Here is a 22,130-nt window from a genome sequence, read left to right as displayed (position 1 = left end):
TGCGGCAAGAGAGATGGCTCCAGATTGATAAATTTTTTTTATGAGACATGTTCACAAACCGGTATCAGACCGTCAGCCTTCCCCGTCCAACATTTGAAATTGCAGCCAGCGCACGCCCCGGCCATAACATCCCGATGCCGAACCAGACGCTCTCAGCCTCCCCGTTTGCCATTGCCGATGGCCTGCCCGTTCAGGACGTGCTGCCTGATCTGTGCGCAGCCCTCTCCCGCACGCCCACGCCAGAGCAGCCAGCCTCCGCCATTCTGGTTGCCCCTCCGGGCGCGGGGAAAACCACCACGGTCCCACCAGTTCTGGCGGCAGCCCCGTGGCGGAAGGAAGTGGACCGCATCATCATGCTGGAGCCACGCCGTCTGGCCGCCCGCGCCGCTGCCACGCGCATTGCCTCGCTGATGGGGGAAGATGTCGGCGGGTTTGTCGGCTTCCGCACCCGGCTGGATGCCGCCGTGTCTGACCGCACCCGCATCGAGGTGCTGACGGAAGGCCTGTTTCTGCGCCGTCTGCTGAGCGACCCGATGCTGGAAAACGTCGCCTGCGTGATTATTGACGAGGTGCACGAACGCTCTCTGGACGCGGACCTCGCTCTGGCTTTCTGTCTGGACCTGCAACGCACATTGCGGCCCGACCTGCGGCTGGTCGCGATGTCGGCCACGGCAGAAACCGAGCGCCTTGCCACCCTGATGAACGCCCCTGTGCTGACAAGCGAGGGGCGGATGTATCCCCTCACCGTGCAGCACGCCAAGCGTGACATTCCGCATCTGCGCGATCTGGCGACCGTGACGGCTGCCGGTGTGCGGCAGGCGCTGGCAGAAACAGAGGGCGATATTCTGGTCTTCCTGCCCGGCACAGGGGAAATCCGACGTGTTGCTCAGCTTCTAGAAGACTGCCGCGCCACGGTCCTTCCCTTGCATGGGGAACTCCCGCCAGCAGAACAGGCGCTGGTACTGCGCCCCGGCCCACAGGGGCAGCGGCGCGTTATTCTCTCAACATCCATTGCGGAAACGTCGCTCACGGTACCGGGCGTACGGGTGGTGGTGGATTGCGGCTTCCGTCGCGCCCCGCGCTTTGATGCCGGGGCCGGTCTGTCCCGGCTGGAAACACTGCGCATCTCCCGCGCGGCCGCCCGCCAGCGGGCAGGTCGTGCCGGGCGAGAAGCCCCGGGCACCGCTTTCTGCCTGTGGACCACCGCGACAGAACGTGGCCTGCCCCAGCATGACAGGCCCGAAATTCTGGAAGCGGACCTCTCAGACTTTGTTCTGGCCACCGCCTTATGGACAGACACAGTCGGTCAGTCCGACACCCCCCTTCCACTGCCCGACCAGCCTTCCGGCAGTGCCGTGGCAGCCGCCCGAGACTTGCTGATCATGCTCGGCGCACTGGATGACGACGGACAAATTACCCAGCACGGGCGCAACATGGCAGCCCTTGGCACACACCCCCGCCTTGCCGCCATGATGCTGGCCGCCCGCACGCCGGAGGAAGCTGCCATGGCGGCTGATCTCGCGGCCCTGCTGGAAGAACGGGACCCTCTGCGCCCCCGCGCTGCCGGACGCGCTGGCCCACCGCCTGTGCCGCCCTCCGATATTTCCCTCCGGCTGGATTTAATCGCCGGAGGAGACCACCCACAGGCTGACCGGGGCGCTCTGGCCCGCATCCGTCAGGCCGCATCTCGCTTCCGCCTGCGGCTGGGCCTGCGTGCCCGCCAGCAGGCCGGGGGCGACCCAGCCGCACTGATTGCCGCAGGCTTCCCGGACCGTATCGCCCTCTCTCGTGGGGAAGCCGGCACGTTCCGCCTCTCCAACGGCAGCAATGCGCGCCTGCGGCGCGATGACGGACTGGCGGAGAAGAAGCTGCTGGCCGTGGCCGGATTGCATTTACGCACCTCCGCAGAAATCCGCCTTGCTGCCCCGCTGGATCTGAACGCCCTGCCCCCGGCCCTGCTGGACCGCACGAAGGAACAGGTGGAAACCTCGCTGGACCCGGTATCCGGCAATATTCTGGCCCGTCGCCGCACCCGCATCGGCTGCCTTGTGCTGCGGGACCTGACGGAGAAGGTGAAAGCGGGGAACGCTGCCTCTTTATTGCTCGCACAGGCCAAAGCGACACCAGACACCACGCTGGACTGGCCTGAAGCCGCGCGCCAGCTTCAGGCCCGCGTGGAACTGGCCCGTGCCCTGCCCGGCGGCGCGGGACCGGGCGAAGAGTGGCCGGACTTTACCACTCCGGCACTGGCCGGGCGCATGGAGGACTGGCTCGCCCCTTATCTTGACGGGTTAACCTCTCTGGCCGATCTGCGCGGGCTGGATTTAACGGCCCTGCTCAAAAACCATCTGGGCTACACACTGAACGCCTGGCTGGATAAGGAGCTGCCCACGGCCCTCCCGTTCCCCGGCGGCAAGGCGAGCGTGGATTACACGCAACCCGTGCCCGTTGCCTCCGCCCGCGCGCAGGTCTTTTACGGCACGGAAGAGACACCAAAGCTGGCCGGAGGGCGTGTGCCGCTGCGTCTGGCCCTGCTCTCCCCCGCAAGCCGACCGCAGGCCATTACGGCAGATCTCGCAGGCTTCTGGAAAGGCGGCTGGGCGGACATGCGGCGCGACATGCGCGGGCGCTACCCCCGGCATGAATGGCCGGAAAATCCAGCACTCAGCCCGGCAAAACCACGGAGGCCGGCGCGTTAACGTTTTGTCACATCAGTACCACAACGCGTTGCAAAACAGCACCATAGAAGGGTGTTGCAACACAGGGGCATTGCACTTTGTGGGTAAAGGAGGCCAAAAGTCTCTATGGACGGAAAGCAGATCACAAACTCATGAAGACATTTATGCGGAGCCTGCCCGCCATGGCGGCACTGTGTTCGTCTGGCCTTTCCATGGGATCCCACACCGCACACGCAGATCCCTCCACCCTTTTTGCCCCAGCCACACCCATCGTTGCCGCCCCCGGCCCAACAAGCTTTGCCCCACTGGTGCGCAAGGTTGTGCCAGCGGTGGTCAATATTGCTGTTACGCGCGATTCAGATTCCAGCACCCGCAAAAAGCTCCCCTCCGCCGTAAAAGGCACGCCGCTAGAGCGCCGCTTTCGGGAGCGGATGCGTAAGCATAGTGATGAAGTGCTGGGCGCTGGCTCCGGCTTTATTCTCGACCCGTCCGGCGTGATTGTCACCAACGGGCACGTCGTCGAAGATGCTGACAAAATCACCGTAGCCCTTGCCTCCGGCAAAGAATACAACGCCCGCCTGATTGGCATTGATGACCTGACGGATATTGCCGTCATCAAGATAGACAGCACCACTCCGCTACCATTTGTGGAATGGGGGGACAGCCGCCTTGTGCAGGTGGGGGACTGGATTATGGCGGCGGGCAACCCGTTTGGCCTTGGCTCCTCCGTGACGGCGGGCATTGTCTCCGCCCGTGGGCGGGACATTGGCACCGGCCCGTTTGATGACTTTCTGCAACTGGACGCCCCCATCAACCCCGGTAATTCCGGCGGCCCGACCTTTAATCTGGCCGGGCAGGTCATTGCCCTGAACACGGCCATTGTCTCCCCGACCGGCGGCTCCGTGGGGCTGGGATTTTCCATTCCGTCTGAAATTGTCATGCCCGTTGTCAACGCTTTGCAACGCGACGGGCGGATTGACCGGGGCTGGCTGGGCGCCACGCTGGAAGACATTAGCACCCATAACGGCACCCGCGTGGCAGAGGTGGACCGCAACGGCCCCGCAGCCCAGGGCGGCCTGAAACGCGGTGACATTATTACCGCCATGAGCGGCGAACATATGGACACAGCCCGCACCATGATCCGTGCCGTGGCCGCCGCCCACCCCAACAGCACGGTGCAGATCAGCGTGCAGCGGCAAAGCCAGCCCATGACGCTGACTATCCATGTCGGCCATCGCCCGCTTTCGGAAGACTGAGGCCGGACCGCCTTTTACCCTCGTTTATTTTATTTAAAAATTAGATAAATTTAGAAAAATATAGAGAAATCTACTTTTAATTACGCAAGCGTGAAACAAGACCAGATTAGTCCATTACTTACGAAAGCCAAATAAATATTGACCCCACCCTCCGTGAGCGTAAAATGCGCGGGAAACGGGATACATTTTCAGAATAGATTTGTTTGGAAGATGTGTTCCTGAATGACTCCGCGCCCGGTTTTCCGGGGGCTGGCGAGTTTTCTGCTGATGTTGTGCGCCACCGAAAGGGCTTCACCATGCAAATGTACGGTTTTCTGACACTGCTGGGTCTGGACATGCTGTTTACCGGCCTCAAGCTGAACGACATGTCCTTCCTGACCTTCAGCATCGCTTTCGGCCTGCCGGTTGTGCTGATGGCAACCTACGTGCTGGACAACATGCAGAAAGACGGCGTCTGATTTTTCAGACCCGGTCCTTCTGACACAAGCCCACAAAAAAGCCGCCGAGGCCTCTGCCCGGCGGCTTTTTTGCGCCTGAAACCCAAGGGCGCGGGTTAGATCATGTCCAGCGGTTCCTTGCTGGTCGGCGGTGGGAAGGCAGCGTCCAGAGCTGCCAGATCCTCATCCGTCAGGGTAATTTCCTGCGCGGCAATATTATCTTTGAGATGCGCCAGAGACGATGCTTTGGGGATTGGCATCACGTTGTCCATCCGCAGCACCCAAGCCAGCGCAATCTGAGCCGGGCTTGCGGGACCATTGCTGGTGGTGTGCCGGGCGGCTACAGCCTTCACCGCCTTGTTCTGCAACAACGCCCCGCCCTGCCCGATAGGGGAATAGGCCATGGTCATCACATGCCGGAAGCGGTTGGTGTCCAGCAGGTCATACTCTACCCCCCGATGCTCCAAATTGTAGAGGATCTGGTTGCTCGCGCATTCACAGGACCGGGTGTATTTTTCCAGCTCCTGCATGTCGTCCACATCAAAATTGGACACACCCCAGTAGCGGATCAGTCCTTCCTCTTTCAGCTTGCGGAAGGCCTCAATAGTTTCAGCCAGCGGCACGCTACCGCGCCAGTGCAGCAGGTAGAGATCAAGCCGGTCCGTCCCCAGCCGACGCAGGGAAGACCGGCAGGCTTTGGCGACGCCTTCGGCTGAGGCATTGGTCGGCAGCACCTTGGAAACCAGAAAAATCTCGTCCCGCAGATCCCGCATGGCTTCACCCACCAGACTTTCCGAGCGGCCCTGCCCGTACATCTCGGCGGTATCCACCACCTTCAGGCCAGCCGCCACCCCCTGACGCAGCGTGGCGACTTCCTCTTTCCAGGTGGCGGAAGATTCCCCCATGTTCCAGGTGCCCATACCCAGCGCAGGCAGTTTTGTGCCGTCCGGCAGTGTGACTGTTTTCGCCATATCGTTCGCGTCCTTCTTCCTCAAACAGAGAGTGCCTTCACTCCAAAAGACATCCGGCCCGATCTGACTGGTCATCCGACTTTGGTCTCTGGTCAGGCAGCCTTCCCTGTTGTGTGCTGATAGTCCAGCCAGCGCGGGAGCATCACAATCGTTCCCCTGCGGGAAGCCCACATGCCTGCAACACATACCGGCCTGCGACCCGAACGCAGCGCGTGAACCCGGCCAGAATGACGCACAGATTGCCGGGGAAATTGTCCGCCACAGGCTCTCTGCACGCCCCCCGAAAGCTGATAGACTGGCCCCATGCCAGACCACAGGACCCGCCCCGCATGACGCAGATCGGCTTTTACCACCTTACCCGCACCAGCGTGGCCGAAGCCCTGCCGCAACTGCTCTCCCGCACGCTGGCCAGTGGGCAGAAGGCCGCAGTGTGGTGTGCCAGCAAACCCCAGCTGGATGCGCTGGATAAAGCCCTGTGGAAAGTCTCGGACCCGGCATGGCTCCCGCATGGCAGCGAGGGCATTCTCTGCCCGGACCTGCAACCCATCTGGCTGACGCTCGGTGAGGATGTGCCCAACGCCGCCCCGTTCCTGTTCCTGCTGGAAAACCGCACCTGCCCGGATAACCCGCCTTTTGAGCGCGTGTTTGACCTGTTTGACGGGCATGATGAAGCCGCCGTGGCCGCCGCCCGGGAACGCTGGACCGCCATGAAAGCCGCCGGGCATGACCTCGCCTACTGGCGGCAGGAAGACCGGGGCTGGAAGCGCGCGCGTTAAGAGCGGCCTGATAACGGTCTTTTCTTTCCCGAGACACGTTCCGTGAAATATGCCCATACTCCGGCAGGCAGTGCATTTAAAATGCCGGGGTAGGACAAAAGGCGTGGACCAAAAAGAATGAAACGATTGACGGGCACGCTGGGCGGCCTTTTCCATACGTTTGGCAGCCTGATCCTGTACTGGGGCGTATTGCTCACTTTCGGCCTCAAACCCGCCATTGTCGCCACACTCCTCTTTATTGTGACCGAAGTCATCTGGCGTATGGCAACACACCGCCCCTTTCCGGCTTTATGGTGGTTCTCCAATATCATGGCGCTGGTATTTGGCGCGGTCGATCTCTATGCCGACACGCCGTTTATGATGCGTTATGAGGCCACGGTTTCTAACCTGATTACAGCCGCCTTCTTTGCAGCCGGTGCTCTTGGGGAAGAACCACTGGTGCTACGTTTAGCCATGAACTCCAGAAACGGGCACACCATTCCCAAAGACCGGCCAGAGATCATACGGTTTTTCCGGGCCTTCACACTGTTCTGGGCCGCCTATTTTGTTGCCCGCGCAGGCGTGTTTCTCTGGATTATGACAGCTTTCCCGCTGACAAAAGCCCTGATGCTCCGCACCGTTATCAGCTGGGCCAGTCTGGGTGTGATGATGCTCATCAGCCTGAATGGCCGCAGGGTGTTGATGCTCTGCCGCCACTTTGGCTGGTTTACCGCGCCAGCTCCGGCACCCCTGCCCCCCTCTGCTTAATACGTCATCCCAACCCGAAGCCCCAGCAGGCGTGGGTTTGCCGCCACAGCCTCCCCTGTCGCCAGACCACGCGTCAGGTAACGCGCGTCCGCAAGATTGCGACCATAAATGGCGATATTCCACCATCGCCACTTCTTTTCAATCTGGGCATCCACAAGCACGTAGGGATCATTCACCAGTGTGCTGCTGGGATACAGGTTTGTGCGCCCGCGCCGCACCATACTGATGTTGACAGACCAGCCATCTCCGGGCGTCCACGTGCCGCTCAATCCAAAACTGCTTTTGGGGGTGCCGTTCAATTGCTGCCCACTAAAGTTCTGTCCGCCAAACACAAAGCGATCATACCCCGCATAGGTCAGTCCCAGAAAACCACTCAGCGTGAGGGTGCTGACGGGTTTGAACGTCGCGTTCAGTTCCATGCCACGCGTATGTGCTTTTGCCGCCGTTGCCACCACAGATTCCCCATTCGCATTACTCGCAAGAACCTGAAGATTGGAAATGAGATTTGAATATCCAATGATTTCAGCTGACCATTTATCCTTACGGTCATGCAGGCGGTAGCCTACTTCCAGATTATTCCCATAGCTGGCGTCAAAGGGCGTTTGCGCTGTAGCGGCCATAACGGCATGCGGGTTAAAACCCGGCGGCATATAGGCCCGCGTATAGCTCAGCCAGCCAAACTGCATCACTCCACTGTCTGTTTGCGGATGATATTCCAGCTTAAGCCCCGGCAGCGGCACCGTGCGGGAGGCTGTTTGTTTGGGGAGTTTTTCCAGCAGGGAGTAGGCGTCCGGCATGGAGGCCGTTTGCAATCCGCTCCACCGGGACATCGACCACTGGTTATGCTCCACCCGGAAAGACGGAACCAGCCGCCATGAGGGCGAAAAACGCCAGACCAGCTCAGCAAATCCCGCCACATTGGCATTGTTCAGCACAGCGGTTGTGTTGCTCATATAATAAGGGGACATATCAAAAAGATACGGTGTGTCCCGCATCATCTCCTGCCCAAAAATGCCCCCACGCCAGTCCAGCGTGCCGGAAGAGCCGGACAGCGTAACGGTCCCGCCCGCCTGCCGCGTGGGCATGGTAAACCCGGTGCGGGCCGAAAAAACGCTTTCAGGAATTTGTGATTTCCATTGGGTCGCGTTGCCACCAAGAGCAACATCCACAATCATTTTGCGACTGAACATACGATGATACTGAGCAGACCCCGCCCAGTAGTCATTATCATTCACGCCGCGCTCTGTGTTAACTGACTCATGCTGCAAAGCCAGTGCCGGGGACGTAAAATAATCGTTCCCTCCATGGTTTAACACATGGTGCAAAGATACCCGCCATTCTCCTCCGGCTGAATCTTTATGCAGCAGTTTCAGCCTGCCAAACCAGCTGTGCCAGCCTGCGGTGTCCTTCCGGTCCAGAAAGCGGTTGGACACATAGCCATCCGCTACCTCACCGCCCACCGTTACGCGGAGCGCCGTGTTAGGCCCCAGAGGAATATCGTTGCTCATCACGGCGCGGCGGCGGTTCCCTGTGCCATATTCAAAATCCAGAGACCCGCCAAATTTGTTCCCGGGATCACGCGATGTCGCCAAGACCATGCCACCAAAAGCATTTGGGCCTTTTGTTAGTTCCGGCCCCTGCGTGACATCCATATGGTCCAGATCAAAAATCTGCCCCAGCGCAAGACTCATCATGGGGATACCGTCCAGCACAAACGGCACGTAGAGTGTGCTCCCCTCATCCTCAGCGCCGCCCAGACCCCGCATTATAATCACCGGGTTTGCCTGAGTGGTGGAGGTAAAAGAGACATTGGGCAGCCGCTCCGCCACATCCCCCAACGTGTCCAGATGGCGCTCTTTCAGAACAGCTCCCGAAAGGCGGGAAAGACTGGACGAGACAACAAAGGACGCATTCCGGCTCCGCACCACAACCTCTTCTGCTTGCTTGCGGCAGGCGGCCGTCTGTCCGGACACCGGGTGTTCAGGACATAAGGGGGCCGCCCACCCTGCGGGTGAGGTGGCGCAATCCAGCACGGGCACAACAAGCAGCGCGTATTTTATGGCTGAAAGAGAGGGATGTGTTTTACTCATGCCAACATGATAATGTCTCGCAATTGCATCGCTACTCAGATTGGTCTAATCACTCCAATCAGACACAGAATGAGGAATTTTTCTGGAGATGCATCACGTCAGATCCAGTCACATCCATCGGCAACAGCCAGAGCATCTGGCGGGCCAGTCCCTTCTGCATCCTTTATACAGCAAGCTTTATAACGGGCTGAGTGCCGGCTTTTTCTCCTCCGCCTTACCCACCACGCTGCATGGGGAAATGGATGACTGTCCGGCAGTCCTGCGCTGTTCCATTATGCTGTCCGGCGCGTGTGAAATCGTTTTTGGGGGCAAAACCCATCTGTTTCAGGCGCGGGACGTAGCCACCGCCTACCTGCCGGCAACTCACTTCCAGATTGCGACCAGTGCAGATTTCTCCTGCCTTGAGGTGCACATTACGCCCGAACTCCTGCAGGAAATGCACACACCTCCCCCATGGGGCACGGCAGACCTCTCCCCCCACACGCCATTTTTCAGCAGCCTCAAGGCGAACACATCCGTGCACAAGGCTGCCATCGGGCTGTGCCAGAACTTACAGAAAAACCAGACCAATGGCCCTCTGAGCTGTGCCGCAGCCCTGACCATTCTGGGCCTGTCCTTTGAACAGATTGAGGCTGCACCGCAAGGGCCTTCCCTCTCCCATCATGAAAAATCCTGCCTGCATAAGGCACGTTCCTTTCTGCTGGCCCGCATGGATAAAGCGCCCACCATTATTGAACTGGCCCGCTATAGCGGACTCAACGCCACGCGGCTGAAAATGGGGTTCCGCATTCTCTTTGGATGCGGCCCTTACAGCCTGTTTCAGGCGCACCGCATGGAGCACGCCAAAAAGCTTTTAAAGACCCACTCCGTGACAGAAACTGCCATGGAGCTTGGCTACAGCAATATGAGCCACTTCAGCGCGGCGTTTAAACGGCAGATTGGCAAAGCCCCCCACCTCTACCGTAAGGAAGGTTAAATTCTGTCTGATCGGGGCAGCGGGCTGATTCGGGTGGCCCTGCACAGCCGGTCGCCTATCCTTGCTCTCTATGGAAAAGAGCCTTTTTTTCTCCCCGTTTTCCACTCTGCCTCTGGTCTGGAAGCGCGTCATCACGCTGGGGCTGATGTATGCCGGGCAAGGCATTCCTGCGGGACTGGCCTTTAATGCCTACGCCACTATTTTGCGGGAAAGTGGTGTTTCTCTTCACACCATTGGCTGGAGCGGCCTGACGTTTCTGCCCTGGGCTTTAAAATTTCTCTGGGCTGGCCCGACAGACAATGCCGGAAAACGCCGGGGTTACGGGGCTTTGATCCTGCAAACGCAACTCCTCGCCATTCTGGTCTGTCTCGTCCTGGCGTTTTTCCCACCAGAACACAGTTTTGCGCTCTCACTGGCCGGCATCATCCTGCTCAATACCGTGTTTGCAACACAGGATATTCTTACCAATGCGGCCGCGGTCTCCCATCTGCAAGGGCGCAATGCGGGGCTGGCCAATGGTATTCAGGTTGTCGCCTTTCTGCTGGGCATGCTCGCGGGTGGGGGCGGAAGCCTGCTGGTTTACGCACAGGCTGGCTGGAGTGGCATGCTATGCGCCATGGCGGCGGCTCTTTTCCTGCTTTGCCTGATCCTTTTGCCTCTCCGGAAATATGTGGAGCCAGACACCAGCCGGATTACCCATCCCTCTCGCCTGAAGGATTTTTTCCGCCAAAAAGGCTTTGGGTGGGCGATGACCTGTTCTCTGGCATTTAAATTTGCGGGCGGAGCACTTTTAGCGCTTCTGCAACCGTTCCTGATCGACCAGCATATCGCCGTTGAAACCATCGGCACGCTGCAAATCTCAAATCTTCTGTGCGGCGCGCTTGGCGGGGCTTTACTGGGCACGCTCATGGTCAGAAAAGCTGGCAGTTGCAAAGCTGTTTGCTGTCTGGCCCTCCCCTCTGCATGTCTGCTGGGGACTTTATGGATTTTGCAGGCAACGCACACTCTTTCCGCCCCGGTTCTATATCTTGCTCTTGGCACAGAGAATTTTTTTGATGGCGGGTTTTACGTCGCGCTCTGGTCCTTATTGATGAACTGGTCCTCCGCAGAACGTCCCGGCCTGGACTATAGTTTTCTGCAATGTGGTGAAAGCATCGCCAATGTTCTGGCGGCCTCGGCCATCATGCCACTGGCTGCCTGTGCGGGATATTCTCTGGCGTTTCTGATGGTCTGGCTCTGCGGGCTTGTGTTGCTTGTCCCGCTGTTTCTCGCGGCCCGTCGTCTGGCCCCGCTTTGTTGCGACCACGCTTCAACCAATCAGTCTCTTCCTGCAATCCTATGACAGAAAGACTTGCAAATGCTTCACTATAATCTTGAACAGGTTGCCGCCACGCTTTCTATTCTGCACCTCAACCAGCAGACAGATGATTTTGCATCAAAAAGCATGACAACGCTTTTTGCATTCGGCCAGCACAATATCGGCATGGTCCGGTTTGAAGGCTCTACCCCGTGGGAAGAACACCCGCATGATGAATTTCTGCTTGTTGTGGAAGGGCAGACAACGGTCGTTCTGAAAAAAGACGAAGAAGAACTCACTCTCGTCGGTAAAAAAGGTGATGTTCTTTTTGTACCCGGCGGTTCATGGCACCGGCAGGAGACACAGGGGCCGGTCGCTCTGCTCTATATTACCGATAAATCCGGCACCCAGCACACGGCCAAAACGCCGGCCTGATGGCGTTGCCGGAAGCTGCCGAAAATCGGTCAGCTTCCACACTTTACACGGCAGGCCCACCACTGGCAGACGGCCCGGTAAGGCTGTCTGCCAGTTTATAAATTGACTTACTGGCCACCCCGTACAGCCGCACTCTTTGCGCGCGTGTCGGCAAATTCTGACCCCGGCTTCCACTGCGGCCAGTTTTGCGAAAACGCCAGAGTGCGCCCAACGGTATAAAGCAGCGCAACATCTTCCGCCGCACCACGCACATCCCAGTCTGGGCTCCATGCGTCACAGGCCTGATGGTAGCAGACCATATAATCCTGCAACCATTTCCGCCCGGCTTCCACGCCGCCTTTCAGCAGATCCGGGTAGCCCGCCATATCCATGAGCGCTGCCACCGGCACACCAGCGCGGGCAAACGGCAGATGGTCGGCACGATAGAAAGCCCCGCGTTCCGGCATGGCTTCCGGCAGCATCACGCGGCCCTGTTTTTCCGCAGCGGCGGCCACGTCATCCTGCACGGTGTCCTGCCCTGCCCCAACCATAAAGACGTTGTGAGACGGCCCCGCCATCTGCAACACATCCATAGTGAAATTCGCAGCTGTTTTTTCCAGCGGCGCCATGGGGTGCGCGGCATACCATGCCGAACCGAGCAGCCCGCGTTCCTCAGCCGTCCATGAGGCAAACATCACCGTGCGCTCCGGCTGCGGACCGGCCTTGAACGCACGGGCAATTTCCAGAACACCGGCCACGCCGGAGCCATCATCAATCGCGCCGTGGCGGATCACCTCATGGCCCTGCGCATCCTTGCTCATGCCAAACGCATCCCAGTGCGCACCAAACATCACGGTTTCATCCGGGTGCTTGCTGCCGGTCAGTTTGCCCAGCACGTTCTGGCTTTCCAGATGCGAGACCTCAACCGGCACATCGAGCGAGAAACGCGCTTTGGGCAGTGTCACTGGCTTGAAAGAGGCCTGCCGCGCCTGCATGCGCAAAGCGGGCAGATCCAGACCGGCCTGCGCAAAAACCTTTGTGGCAGCGGGGGTGGAAATCCAGCCCTGCATCAGCACCGGCTGGTTTTCACCGCTCTGGGCAATGTCAAAGGACTCTCCACCCGGCGCAATAACCGTGGACCAGCCATACGCCGCTCCGGGCGTGTCATGCACAATCAGCGCACCAATCGCACCCCGTCGGGCGGCTTCCTCATATTTATAGGTCCAGCGGCCATAATAGGTCATGGCCCGACCGCCAAATTTACCGGCCACGGCTTCATCCGGTTTGGCGTCAAAATCCGGGTCGTTAATCAGGAAGACGGCAATCTTGCCTTTCAGATCCACGCCTTTGAAATCATCCCACCCACGCTCCGGCGCATGCACGCCATACCCGACGAACACCAGCGGCGCGTTCTGAATTTTAAGGCGATCCACGCCCCGCCCGGTGGTGAAATAGACGTCTTTCGTCTGTTCCAGCGGCAGCGTGTTTTTGGCAAAGGCCACCTGCAGGAGATCAGGCTTCCCCACGCGGGTATGCTGCAACGGCACACGCTGCGTCCAGCCACCGTTCTCGCCCGCAGGTTCCAGACCAATCTGCTTATACTGCTCAATCAGCCAGGCGACGGTCCGCGCTTCCCCCGGAGAACCGGGAGCGCGGCCTTCAAACGCATCAGACCCCAGAACCTTCATGGCGTCCGACATCCGCTCCGGGCTGATCGGCGCGTAAACAGAGGGAGAAACCTCCGCAGCCTGCGCCACGCCGGAAAGCCCGTGAGGACCAGTGAGCCCCGATGCAAGAGCGGTGACCGAAACGGCACAGACCAGCAGGCCTTGCCGCAAAGCGCGCAGCCCTCCGTCTCGTGACGTCCTGCACCGGCCCGTTGTCTGTGTTGTGCGCATTGTGTCTGTCCTGCATTGGGTAAAGGAATGGTGTCGCAACAATAGTCAGGACAGTTTTCACAAAGCAACAGGGCGCCCCAAAAACAGACAGAGCGCGTCCGCCGGAAAAAGCGAACGCGCCCTGCTAGAAAGGCAAAACTCTGTTTTCAGATCACGGATGGATCAGAAGCCGCAGCGCACCGGCCACAACGCCCAGTGCGGCAACTCCCCCTACCCACAGCCCCACAAACCAGAGCAACCGAAGCCACAGGGGGCGTTCTGCTGTTTGCGGCATGGTCGCCTCCCTCAATGGTAGCTCTCACTATGCTCGTTCACCGTGCCACGGAACACATGGTAGGCAAACGCCGTGTAGGACAGGATCAGCGGGATCAGCACCGCAGCACCCACCAGCAGAAACGCCTGACTGGCTGGCGGAGCCGAGGCATCCCAGATGGTCATGCCCGGCGGCACGATATACGGCCAGATGGAAATACCCAGCCCCGAGAAGGACAGGAAAAACCAGCCAAGCGCACAGAAGAACGGAATGCGGCGGGACACCTTGCGACGCAGCGCCACAAACATGAGCAACGCCAGCGCAATCACCGCGACCGGCACCGGAGCGACAAAGAGGATGCGGGGCCATTCCGTCCAGTTCTGCATATAGGCGGCATGCAGCGCGGGGGTCCACAGCGAGACACCGGCGATCATCACCAGCATGGCGATGGACAGAATGCCGGACCATTTGCGCATGGTGTCCTGCAGGGTGTTTTCTGTCCGCCAGACCAGCCATGTGGCACCCAGCAGCGTGTAACCACAGGCCACAGCCAGACCGCAGAACAGCGGGAACGGGGCCAGCCAGTCAAACCCGCTGCCCACAAAGGCATTGTTTTCAACATGAATGCCGGACACCAGCGTGCCGAGAATAATGCCCTGCATGACAGCCGCGACAAGCGAGCCACCACAGAACCCGACATCCCACAAATCCCGCATCTGCTGCGTATGCATGCGGGAGCGGAATTCAAACGCCACCCCGCGCATAATCAGCGCAAACAGCATAATCAGGATGGGCAGATACAACGCTGGCAGGATGGTGGCGTAGGCGTTGGGGAACACGCCATACAGCGCAGCACCGCCAAAAATCATCCATGTCTCGTTGCCGTCCCAGACGGGCGCAATGGTTTGCACCATCACGTTCCGATAGGTCTTGTCGCGCTCGGCAAGAAAGAGAATACCAAGCCCCAGGTCAAATCCATCCAGCACAATGTAGATGAAGATGGCCAGAGCCGCGAGAACCGCCCAGACAATGGGGAGCCAGTAGGCCGCACCGGTCATATCCATGATCAGCTTTCCTTCCCTGTTTCGCCTGCGGCGGCTGTGTTGGAAACGGCAGCCTGCATGGAGGCCGCACGCTGCGGATCATGCGCATCCGGCCCGACTTCACCCACATGCGGTTCCTGCGCAAAGCCCCGCAGAAGAATGCTGATGCCCGACGCAAAAACAATGAAATACACAATGACGAAAACAACCAGCGTGGAGGCAATGCTGCCCGCAGCCACCGGCGAGGCACTGTCTGCCGTGCGCAGCAGGCCGTAGACGGTGAAGGGCTGCCGCCCCACTTCCGTCGTTACCCAGCCGCACAGCATGGCGATAAACCCGGCAGGCGCCATAACCAGTGCAAACCGCTGCAACAGCACGTCCGAACACAGGCGCTTGCGCCAGCGCAGCCAGAGCGAATATACGCCCAGCACGGCCATCAGCACACCCAGCGCCACCATAATGCGGAACGTGAAGAACACCACGTAAGACGGCGCGCGCTGGTCTTTAGGATAATCCTTCAGGCCAGGCACTTTGCCATCAAGGCTATGCGTCAGAATAAGGGAGCCAAGCAGCGGAATTTCCACTTTATAATGAGTGGTTTCATGCTCCATGTCCGGGATACCAAACAGCAGTTCCGGCGCGCGGCTCTGGCTGTCCCAGTCGCCTTCCATGGCGGCAATCTTGGCTGGCTGATATTTCAGTGTGTTCAGGCCCTGCGTATCACCCGCCAGAATTTGCAGCGGCGCAACAATGGCAGCCATCCACATGGCCATGGAGAACATGACCTTCACCGCTTCCGTCGGGGCACGCCCTGCCCGTCTGGCCCGCAGCAGATGCCAGGCTCCTACGCCACCCACCACAAACGCCACGCACAGGAAGGCGGCCAGCGCCATGTGCACAAGGCGGAACGGGAAGGATGGGTTGAAGACAATGGCCCACCAGTCTGCCGGGATAAAGCGGCCTGTGCCGGGCTCAATCGCGTAGCCTTGCGGAGTTTGCATCCAGGAGTTGGAAGACAGGATCCAGCTCATGGAAATCAGCGTGCCCAGTGAGACCACGCAGGTGGCGAAAAAGTGCAGCTTCCGCCCCACCTTGTTCATGCCAAACAGCATGATGCCGAGAAAGCCTGCCTCCAGGAAGAAGGCGGTCATCACCTCATAGCCAAGCAGTGGCCCCAGAATAGGCCCGGCTTTTTGCGAAAACTGCGCCCAGTTGGTGCCGAATTCGTACGACATGACCAGCCCGGAGACCACGCCCATGCCAAAAACAATAGAAAATGCCCGCAGCCAGTAGCGGAACAGGTCCAGATAAACCTGCCGCCCGGTTTTAAGCCACAGGCCTTCCAGCACCGCCAGAAACGCGGCCAGCCCGATAGAAAAAGCGGGAAAAACAATATGAAATCCGACAGTGAATGCAAATTGCAATCGTGCCAGAAATAAGGGATCCAGTGCGCCCACGAGGCCCGTACTCCATTCTCAGAACGTACGCGCCTTCAAAACCTGGTCTCGACGACACGAACGCGGTTTTAGTGCGAAACATTTCCGATGCATGCGCCTGAAATGTCGTCGCGTTCTGCCTGGATGTGCCACCAGCACACCCCACGCGACAAAGCGTTTGTCGTCATGACATCATAAACAGGCTTTATAGTGAACACGTGGGCACACGGAAAGTTGCATGCCCCGCGTAAGAAAACCCTGCGCAGAGCGTGCCCTTACAGGGGGCAACCTTCCGGCGGCAGGGCCAGAGCCGGATTATGCAGAAAGCTCGGGTCTGTCAGCGTCTGAAGGAAGGCCTCCAGCGCCTGCTCGTCCATCGGAGACAAGGCGGGGCTGTACGTATGCGCCTGCAAAGCAGCACTCAGCGTGGGAGCTGAGCCATCATGCAGATAAGGCGCGGTCACCCCGACATTGCGCAGCGATGGCGTTCTGACCCGCGCCGGATGGGCGGCGTTAATGCTGTGGAAAGACTGATCCGTGAACAAAGAGCCACTATGGCAGGACGCACAGTGAGCCTGCCCGAAAAATAGCGTCGCCCCGCGTTGCGCATCATCCGGCAGACGGGCCTGTTTTTTCTGCGCCTGATCCCACAGACTGTTTTGCGAGATCAGCGTGCGCTCAAACGCGGCCAGCGCCTCCGGCACGGTATGGGCATCAATACGCCCGTTTTCATTTTTGAAAGCACGCGCAAAAAGCTTCTGATAACAGGCATCAGCAGATACCCGATGCAACAACGTCGTCCAGTCCGGCATGCCCATTTCCACCGGACCATGCCCGAAGACGGGCGTGGAGACCTGCTGCTCCAGCGAGGTAATATGCTGGTCCAGCCATGTCAGCGTTTTTAACCCGCCAACATTCCCGAGTGATGGCACGTTGCGCACCCCGGCATCATCCGTAATGCCTGCATGGGTTGGCATCCCATCCGCAAACGCATGCCGCTGCTCATGGCAGGAGGCGCAGGACATGCTGCCATCGCCCGACAGATCCGCATCATAAAACAACCGGCGCCCAAGCTGAATACGCGCCTCGTCATCTGACAAAGGCGCGCTCTCTGCCGGAGCGATGAACGCGGACGCCAGACACATACCCACCACAAAACGCACAACAGAACCGACTGACCTCATGGGGTCGGGATCACCATCAGCGTCATGTCCGGCTTGCCGCTGCCACTCACTTCAATCACTGCGCGTCCGGCTGCCAGTGGGAAATCCACCATTTTGCCAATGCCGCTACAGGCTGGCCCGCGATTATGGCCGGAGGAGAGAATGGTTTTGCCGCCCTGCACCACATCCAGCCAGGCCCGGCTGCCCAGCATGACGCGATACGTACCTGCTGCTGGCGCATCAAACGCAAACATGCCGCCGGAACTCACCTTGCCACCCGGCTGCTCAGGCCGCACGGCATAATGCATGTCTGCGGTGGAGCGGAGCTGCGCGGCCACGGCTTTTCCGGCTGTGAGTTTGACGCCGTCCAGTTCATCTGTGGTCGCGGCGGCTGTTACGGGGGCTGGTCCCGCCCAGCCCTTTAGCGCGTCTGGCAGAGGCGCTGCTTCCTTTGGGCAATTCTGCATGCCGTGGCCACCATGCTCTGCATGCTCACTGTGGCCCTGATCCATCTGCTGAGCCTGAGCCGACGCCCCCGGAAAACCCGGCACGGCCCCTGCGCCCACAAACCCAAGTGATAAAATTGTCACAGCCTTTAACGCAAACTGTTTCCCAATTGCCATACGCCTCACGCTCCATCTATATACCAACGGATATTGTATATATCGGAATATTGATAAAGGACCCTTATCCTAAATGAAAGCCTTCCTCCCGGCGACCACGCGCACCCTTTCTGCCGTGACACTGGCCAGCCTGCTTTCCACAGTTGCAAGCGCAGCCTTTGCCGAAACATCTTCACTTATTGCCGCGCCGGACCGCCATCAGGTTAAACAGAAGGCTTCCAAACCAACGCCGTCCGCGCCTCCTGCGGCCCCGCAGACACGGGCCGACAGCGCCTATGATGCGCTGACAACCGGCACCCCCACCTATAACAGCGTGGTGGCGGACCGCTCCAATTCTGACATTTATGGCCCCGGTGAAATTACGGTATATGGCACCCCGCACCGGAATGCGCTGGTAGGCAATTCCACCGTCTCCGCCGATGCTATTTATACTTTGAATAAAAACACGCTGGATGAAGCTGCCAATCTGATCCCCGGCGTAAACTCAGCCAACACCGGGGGCACGCGGAATGAGCGCACCATTCTGGTGCGTGGGTTCAACCGCTTTCAGGTCCCGCTGATGGTGGACGGTATCCGCATTTATCTTCCTGCGGATAACCGGCTGGATTACGGGCGTTTTCTGACACCGGACATTGCGGAAATTCAGGTCGCCAAAGGCTATGCCTCCGTGCTGGACGGCCCGGACGCTATGGGCGGCATGGTCAACCTTGTGACCAGAAAACCCCATAAGGAGCTGGAAGGCGAACTGCGCGGCGGCAGCATGCTGGGGCATGATGGCGGGTATTCAGGCTATAACGTGTTCGGGCTGATCGGCACCAAGCATGAAAAATGGTACGCGCAGGCCAATTTCGCCATCAATAACGTGGACCATACGGACCTTTCTTCCAATTATGACCCCACGCCGTCTCAGGGCAAAGGCAAACGCCTGCTGACAGATTCTGAAGACTGGCGCGTGAACTTTAAGGTTGGCTACACACCGAACGCCACGGACGAATACACCATTAACTACACCCGCCAAAGCGGTGAAAAGCGCGCGCCGTTTAGCGTGACGGACTCTGTCAGCGCGCAGAAGGACTGGACATGGCCCGCGTGGGATCTGGACAGCCTCTCCCTCACCTCCCGCACAAAACTGGGTGACCGACTGACCCTGCGCTCCCGCCTGTATCGCAATACCTTCTATAATCTTCTCAGAAGTTTTGATAACGCTGAGCTGAATACCCAGACAAAACCCAAAGCCTTTAACAGCTATTATAATGACACAGCCTGGGGCGGGAACGTCCGTCTGGATGCCGAACTCTCCCGGCAGGATACGCTGGGCATTGCGTTCTATGGTCGTCGGGATGAACATTCCGAAAACGAGCAGGTTTTTCCCAGTGGCGCTTACCAGCCCACCGTCAGTTCGGTTGAAGAAAGCTACAGTATTGCGGGCGAAAACGTGTTTCGCTTTCTGCCCAACCTCGATTTGACAACCGGCGTCAGTTATGACTGGCGCGTGCTGGACAAGGCGCAGGGTTATTCCAGCGGGATTATCCATTACCCCACCCGCAACCGTGGCGCGCCCAACGGGCAGGCTCGCCTGAGCTGGCGGCCGGACAAAGTGTCTGAACTGCATATCAGCGTGTCGGACCGCGTGCGCTTCCCTACTTTGTTTGAGCGCTTCAGCACCCGTTTTGGCGGTGCTGTCTCTAACCCCGGCCTGCGCCCGGAACGCGCCCAGAACTATGAGCTGGGCGGGTCCCATACCTTTGGAAAGATCGAGGTCTCCGGCGCTCTTTTCTATTCTCACCTGACAGACCTGATTGCGTCGTTCCCCGTGCACTATAACGGCACCACCGTCTCCCAGAGCCGGAACATCAACAGCGGGAACTATGCCGGGGCGGAAATTTCTCTGGCCATTCCGGTGCGGAAGGACCTGCTGATTGGCGGCAACTATACCTACACGCATCAGGATGTGAGCGCGCCGGGGTCCTCCCCACGCTACCGGCCAACAGATGTGCCGTCTCACAAGGCATTTGCCTATGTGGAATGGTCGCCTATCAAAAAGCTGCGTTTTATGCCGAACGTAGCAATTTCCTCCAATCGCTGGACCATGAACTCCATGGGCACAACCTATTTCCGCACCGGGCATAATGTGAACATCTCCGCCCGCGTGGACTACCAGATTACCCCCAACGTGCAGATTGGCGCGAATGCCTCCAACCTGCTGGACCAGAACTACCAGATGGTGGGCGGCTACCCGGAACAGGGACGCAACTTTTACGTCAATCTGAAAATATCCGGTTAAACCGCACAGCCCTGTGCAAGGCCGCGTTTGCAGTGAACGCGGCGCATAGCTGACCGGCTATGGCGTTAACATGTTGGCACGGCCTTCGGGCTGTGCCTAAAAATGTCTTATGACATCAGCCCGCCCGGCCCAGACCGCCAGCCTCCGCCCCCGCGCCATCCGCCGTGCTGAAGGCGTGAAGCTCCGCAAGAGCGCGCCCCGCACCAAACAGGCAGACTGGCAGCCCCCTAAAAACCGGAAGGACCCGGTTTCCATCCTTGTGGAACAGGGCACGCATCGCATTACAGCGCTGATGCCGGTGCGGTATGCGCGCATGGCGGCCTCTCCCTTTGCCTTCCTGCGCGGGGCTGCGGCTGTCATGGCGTCAGATCTGGCCGGAACGCTCTCTGCTGGCCCCAAAGTGCAGAGCTGTGGCGATTGCCATCTGGCTAATTTTGGCAGTTATGCCTCCCCAGAAGGCATCCCTGTTTTTGACATCAATGATTTTGATGAAACGCTCTCCGCCCCGTTTGAATGGGACGTGAAGCGTTTAGGCACCTCTCTGGTGCTGGCCGGGCGTGAAGGTGGCCTGTCCGAAAGTGCCTCCCGCGCGCTGGCCCGCACCATGGCCCAGACGTATGCACAGGAAATGGCAAAACTGGCCCCGCTGAACCCGCTGGCGATCTGGGCTGAACGGATTGACCTGTCCGCCGCCATTGCCGGTTTTCAGGACAAGCAGGCGCGCAAAAAGGTGCAAAGCCTGCTGGATGCGCGGCTGGAAAGTGCCCGCAGCCACTTTGGCCTTGTAGCGGATGAGGGCGGCACCCCGCGCCTGACGGAAAAACCACCGCTGGTGGTGCGTCTGCCGGAACAGGATGACACCATCCGCGCCGCCTTTGCCCGTTACCTCGCCACACAGCCGCCGGAACGCGCCATTCTGCTCTCCCGCTACACGTTGCAGGATGTGATTTTTAAAGTTGTGGGCGTGGGTAGCGTGGGCACCTTCTGCGCCATTGGTCTGTTTGCCACACCGGATAATGAGGTGCTGCTGCTCCAGATCAAGGAAGCGCAGACCTCTGTTCTGGCCCCGCATCTTGCCCCCTCCCCGTTCCGCAATCAGGGGGAACGGGTGGTGACGGGCCAGCGGATTATGCAGACCGCATCTGACGCTTTTCTGGGCTGGACACATAGCGGCGGCACGGATGAAGTGGACGGTGAGACCGGCACCCAGCCCATCGGCCAGCGCCAGTTTTACGTCCGCCGCCTGAAAGACCAGAGACTGGCCGCCATTGGCGCGGAATTTGCCCAGATTGGCCTGCCAGACTACGCCCTGCTGTGTGGCCGCACACTGGCCCGCGCCCACGCCCGCTCTGGCGACGTTGCCACCCTCTCCGGCTATCTCGGCGCAGGCCGCGCCTTTGCCGATGCCATCGCCACCTTCTCCACCGCCTACGCCGACCAGACTAAAGCCGACTGGAAAGCGTTTTGTGCGGCGATTAAGAAGGGGAGGATTTCTGCGCAATTACCCGGCACAGAGAAGAAAGCGCCAGAAGATTCCAATATATACTCTTGATCTTTCTGAAACGTCTTGGTAGCGCTAGCATACTCTAGGTTGCAACTCTGTCCACAAATTTTATTATTGAAAAAATGACCGCCTTTGCTCGCTGACGATTTGGGCTGAAATTGCTGATTATCCAGATCCTGCTCAAATTATTAAGAGCATTCCTAAATTTTACTATTCGTGATGCATAACTGAAATGTTCTTACTTTACATATAAAGAATTGTCTCGGGCGCCACAAAGGCAGATA

General features: G+C 59.0%; 19 protein-coding genes. 10 read left to right on the top strand and 9 right to left on the bottom strand.

Annotated features, from left to right (window positions below):
- Nucleotides 1–134: 134 nt before the first annotated feature.
- The 3 genes from hrpB (at nt 135) to HK23_RS14520 (ending at nt 4,392) form a co-directional block, all read left to right on the top strand.
- Nucleotides 135–2,699, top strand: coding sequence for an ATP-dependent helicase HrpB (hrpB, locus tag HK23_RS07195; protein ID WP_086653462.1), 2,565 nt, complete (start codon nt 135–137; stop codon nt 2,697–2,699).
- A 131-nt stretch (nt 2,700–2,830) separates the two neighbouring features.
- Entirely contained in the window at nt 2,831–3,934 is a 1,104-nt protein-coding gene (locus tag HK23_RS07190) for a S1C family serine protease (protein WP_086653461.1), read from the top strand.
- A 296-nt stretch (nt 3,935–4,230) separates the two neighbouring features.
- On the top strand, nt 4,231–4,392 hold the full coding sequence (locus HK23_RS14520; RefSeq protein ID WP_179193834.1) for a hypothetical protein: 162 nt from the start codon (nt 4,231–4,233) through the stop codon (nt 4,390–4,392).
- Between the two features lie 95 nt (nt 4,393–4,487).
- Here HK23_RS14520 and HK23_RS07180 read toward each other — a convergent pair whose 3' ends face one another.
- Together HK23_RS07180 and HK23_RS14285 are read right to left on the bottom strand one after the other, a co-directional pair.
- Entirely contained in the window at nt 4,488–5,342 is an 855-nt protein-coding gene (locus tag HK23_RS07180) for an aldo/keto reductase (RefSeq protein ID WP_086653446.1), read from the bottom strand.
- Between the two features lie 142 nt (nt 5,343–5,484).
- Complete coding sequence (locus tag HK23_RS14285) at nt 5,485–5,673, bottom strand: hypothetical protein (protein WP_143217510.1); 189 nt, start codon at nt 5,671–5,673, stop codon at nt 5,485–5,487.
- Between HK23_RS14285 and HK23_RS07175 the strand changes: the two genes are divergently transcribed.
- Together HK23_RS07175 and HK23_RS07170 are read left to right on the top strand one after the other, a co-directional pair.
- On the top strand, nt 5,672–6,118 hold the full coding sequence (locus tag HK23_RS07175) for a DNA polymerase III subunit chi (protein ID WP_043552036.1): 447 nt from the start codon (nt 5,672–5,674) through the stop codon (nt 6,116–6,118). The genes HK23_RS14285 and HK23_RS07175 overlap by 2 nt on opposite strands.
- 117 nt (nt 6,119–6,235) lie before the next feature.
- Entirely contained in the window at nt 6,236–6,865 is a 630-nt protein-coding gene (locus HK23_RS07170; protein ID WP_143217509.1) for a DUF3159 domain-containing protein, read from the top strand.
- Here HK23_RS07170 and HK23_RS07165 read toward each other — a convergent pair.
- Nucleotides 6,862–8,955 carry a TonB-dependent receptor gene (locus HK23_RS07165; protein WP_086653444.1) on the bottom strand — a complete coding sequence of 698 codons (2,094 nt, stop codon included), beginning with the start codon at nt 8,953–8,955 and terminating at the stop codon, nt 6,862–6,864. The genes HK23_RS07170 and HK23_RS07165 overlap by 4 nt on opposite strands.
- Before the next feature lie 88 nt (nt 8,956–9,043).
- Between HK23_RS07165 and HK23_RS07160 the strand changes: the two genes are divergently transcribed.
- The 3 genes from HK23_RS07160 (at nt 9,044) to HK23_RS07150 (ending at nt 11,663) form a co-directional block, all read left to right on the top strand.
- On the top strand, nt 9,044–9,931 hold the full coding sequence (locus HK23_RS07160) for an AraC family transcriptional regulator (protein ID WP_086653443.1): 888 nt from the start codon (nt 9,044–9,046) through the stop codon (nt 9,929–9,931).
- 70 nt (nt 9,932–10,001) lie between these two features.
- Nucleotides 10,002–11,273 carry an MFS transporter gene (locus HK23_RS07155; protein ID WP_086653442.1) on the top strand — a complete coding sequence of 424 codons (1,272 nt, stop codon included), beginning with the start codon at nt 10,002–10,004 and terminating at the stop codon, nt 11,271–11,273.
- Nucleotides 11,274–11,288: 15 nt separating this feature from the next.
- Nucleotides 11,289–11,663: a cupin domain-containing protein gene (locus HK23_RS07150; RefSeq protein WP_086653441.1), complete on the top strand. Its 375-nt coding sequence runs from the start codon at nt 11,289–11,291 to the stop codon at nt 11,661–11,663.
- Between the two features lie 107 nt (nt 11,664–11,770).
- On the opposite strand, the gene HK23_RS07145 is transcribed toward HK23_RS07150, so the two are convergent.
- The 6 genes from HK23_RS07145 to HK23_RS07120 all read right to left on the bottom strand — a co-directional run bounded on the left by HK23_RS07145 (nt 11,771) and on the right by HK23_RS07120 (nt 18,058).
- Complete coding sequence (locus tag HK23_RS07145; RefSeq protein WP_086653440.1) at nt 11,771–13,540, bottom strand: M28 family metallopeptidase; 1,770 nt, start codon at nt 13,538–13,540, stop codon at nt 11,771–11,773.
- Between the two features lie 151 nt (nt 13,541–13,691).
- A complete protein-coding gene (locus tag HK23_RS07140; protein WP_086653439.1) occupies nt 13,692–13,814 on the bottom strand; it encodes a DUF2474 family protein in 123 nt (40 codons plus the stop codon).
- Between the two features lie 11 nt (nt 13,815–13,825).
- Nucleotides 13,826–14,851, bottom strand: coding sequence for a cytochrome d ubiquinol oxidase subunit II (gene cydB / locus HK23_RS07135; protein ID WP_063908355.1), 1,026 nt, complete (start codon nt 14,849–14,851; stop codon nt 13,826–13,828).
- 8 nt (nt 14,852–14,859) lie between these two features.
- Nucleotides 14,860–16,293: a cytochrome ubiquinol oxidase subunit I gene (locus HK23_RS07130; protein ID WP_086653438.1), complete on the bottom strand. Its 1,434-nt coding sequence runs from the start codon at nt 16,291–16,293 to the stop codon at nt 14,860–14,862.
- Nucleotides 16,294–16,547: 254 nt separating this feature from the next.
- Nucleotides 16,548–17,456, bottom strand: coding sequence for a cytochrome-c peroxidase (locus HK23_RS07125; RefSeq protein WP_256940106.1), 909 nt, complete (start codon nt 17,454–17,456; stop codon nt 16,548–16,550).
- Complete coding sequence (locus tag HK23_RS07120) at nt 17,453–18,058, bottom strand: hypothetical protein (protein ID WP_086653437.1); 606 nt, start codon at nt 18,056–18,058, stop codon at nt 17,453–17,455. The genes HK23_RS07125 and HK23_RS07120 overlap by 4 nt, the downstream gene beginning before the upstream one ends.
- A gap of 73 nt (nt 18,059–18,131) precedes the next feature.
- Here HK23_RS07120 and HK23_RS07115 point away from each other — a divergent pair, with 73 nt between their 5' ends.
- Complete coding sequence (locus tag HK23_RS07115; protein ID WP_086653436.1) at nt 18,132–20,342, top strand: TonB-dependent receptor plug domain-containing protein; 2,211 nt, start codon at nt 18,132–18,134, stop codon at nt 20,340–20,342.
- A 109-nt stretch (nt 20,343–20,451) separates the two neighbouring features.
- The gene (locus tag HK23_RS07110; RefSeq protein ID WP_086653435.1) at nt 20,452–21,894 is read left to right on the top strand and encodes a DUF2252 domain-containing protein; all 1,443 of its coding nucleotides are present in this window, start codon (nt 20,452–20,454) and stop codon (nt 21,892–21,894) included.
- Nucleotides 21,895–22,130: the final 236 nt, after the last annotated feature.

The sequence above is a fragment of the Acetobacter malorum genome (genome assembly GCF_002153605.1).
GTDB classification, from domain to species: Bacteria; Pseudomonadota; Alphaproteobacteria; order Acetobacterales; family Acetobacteraceae; genus Acetobacter; species Acetobacter malorum_A.
This window is presented reverse-complemented; position numbering and strand designations above follow the sequence as displayed.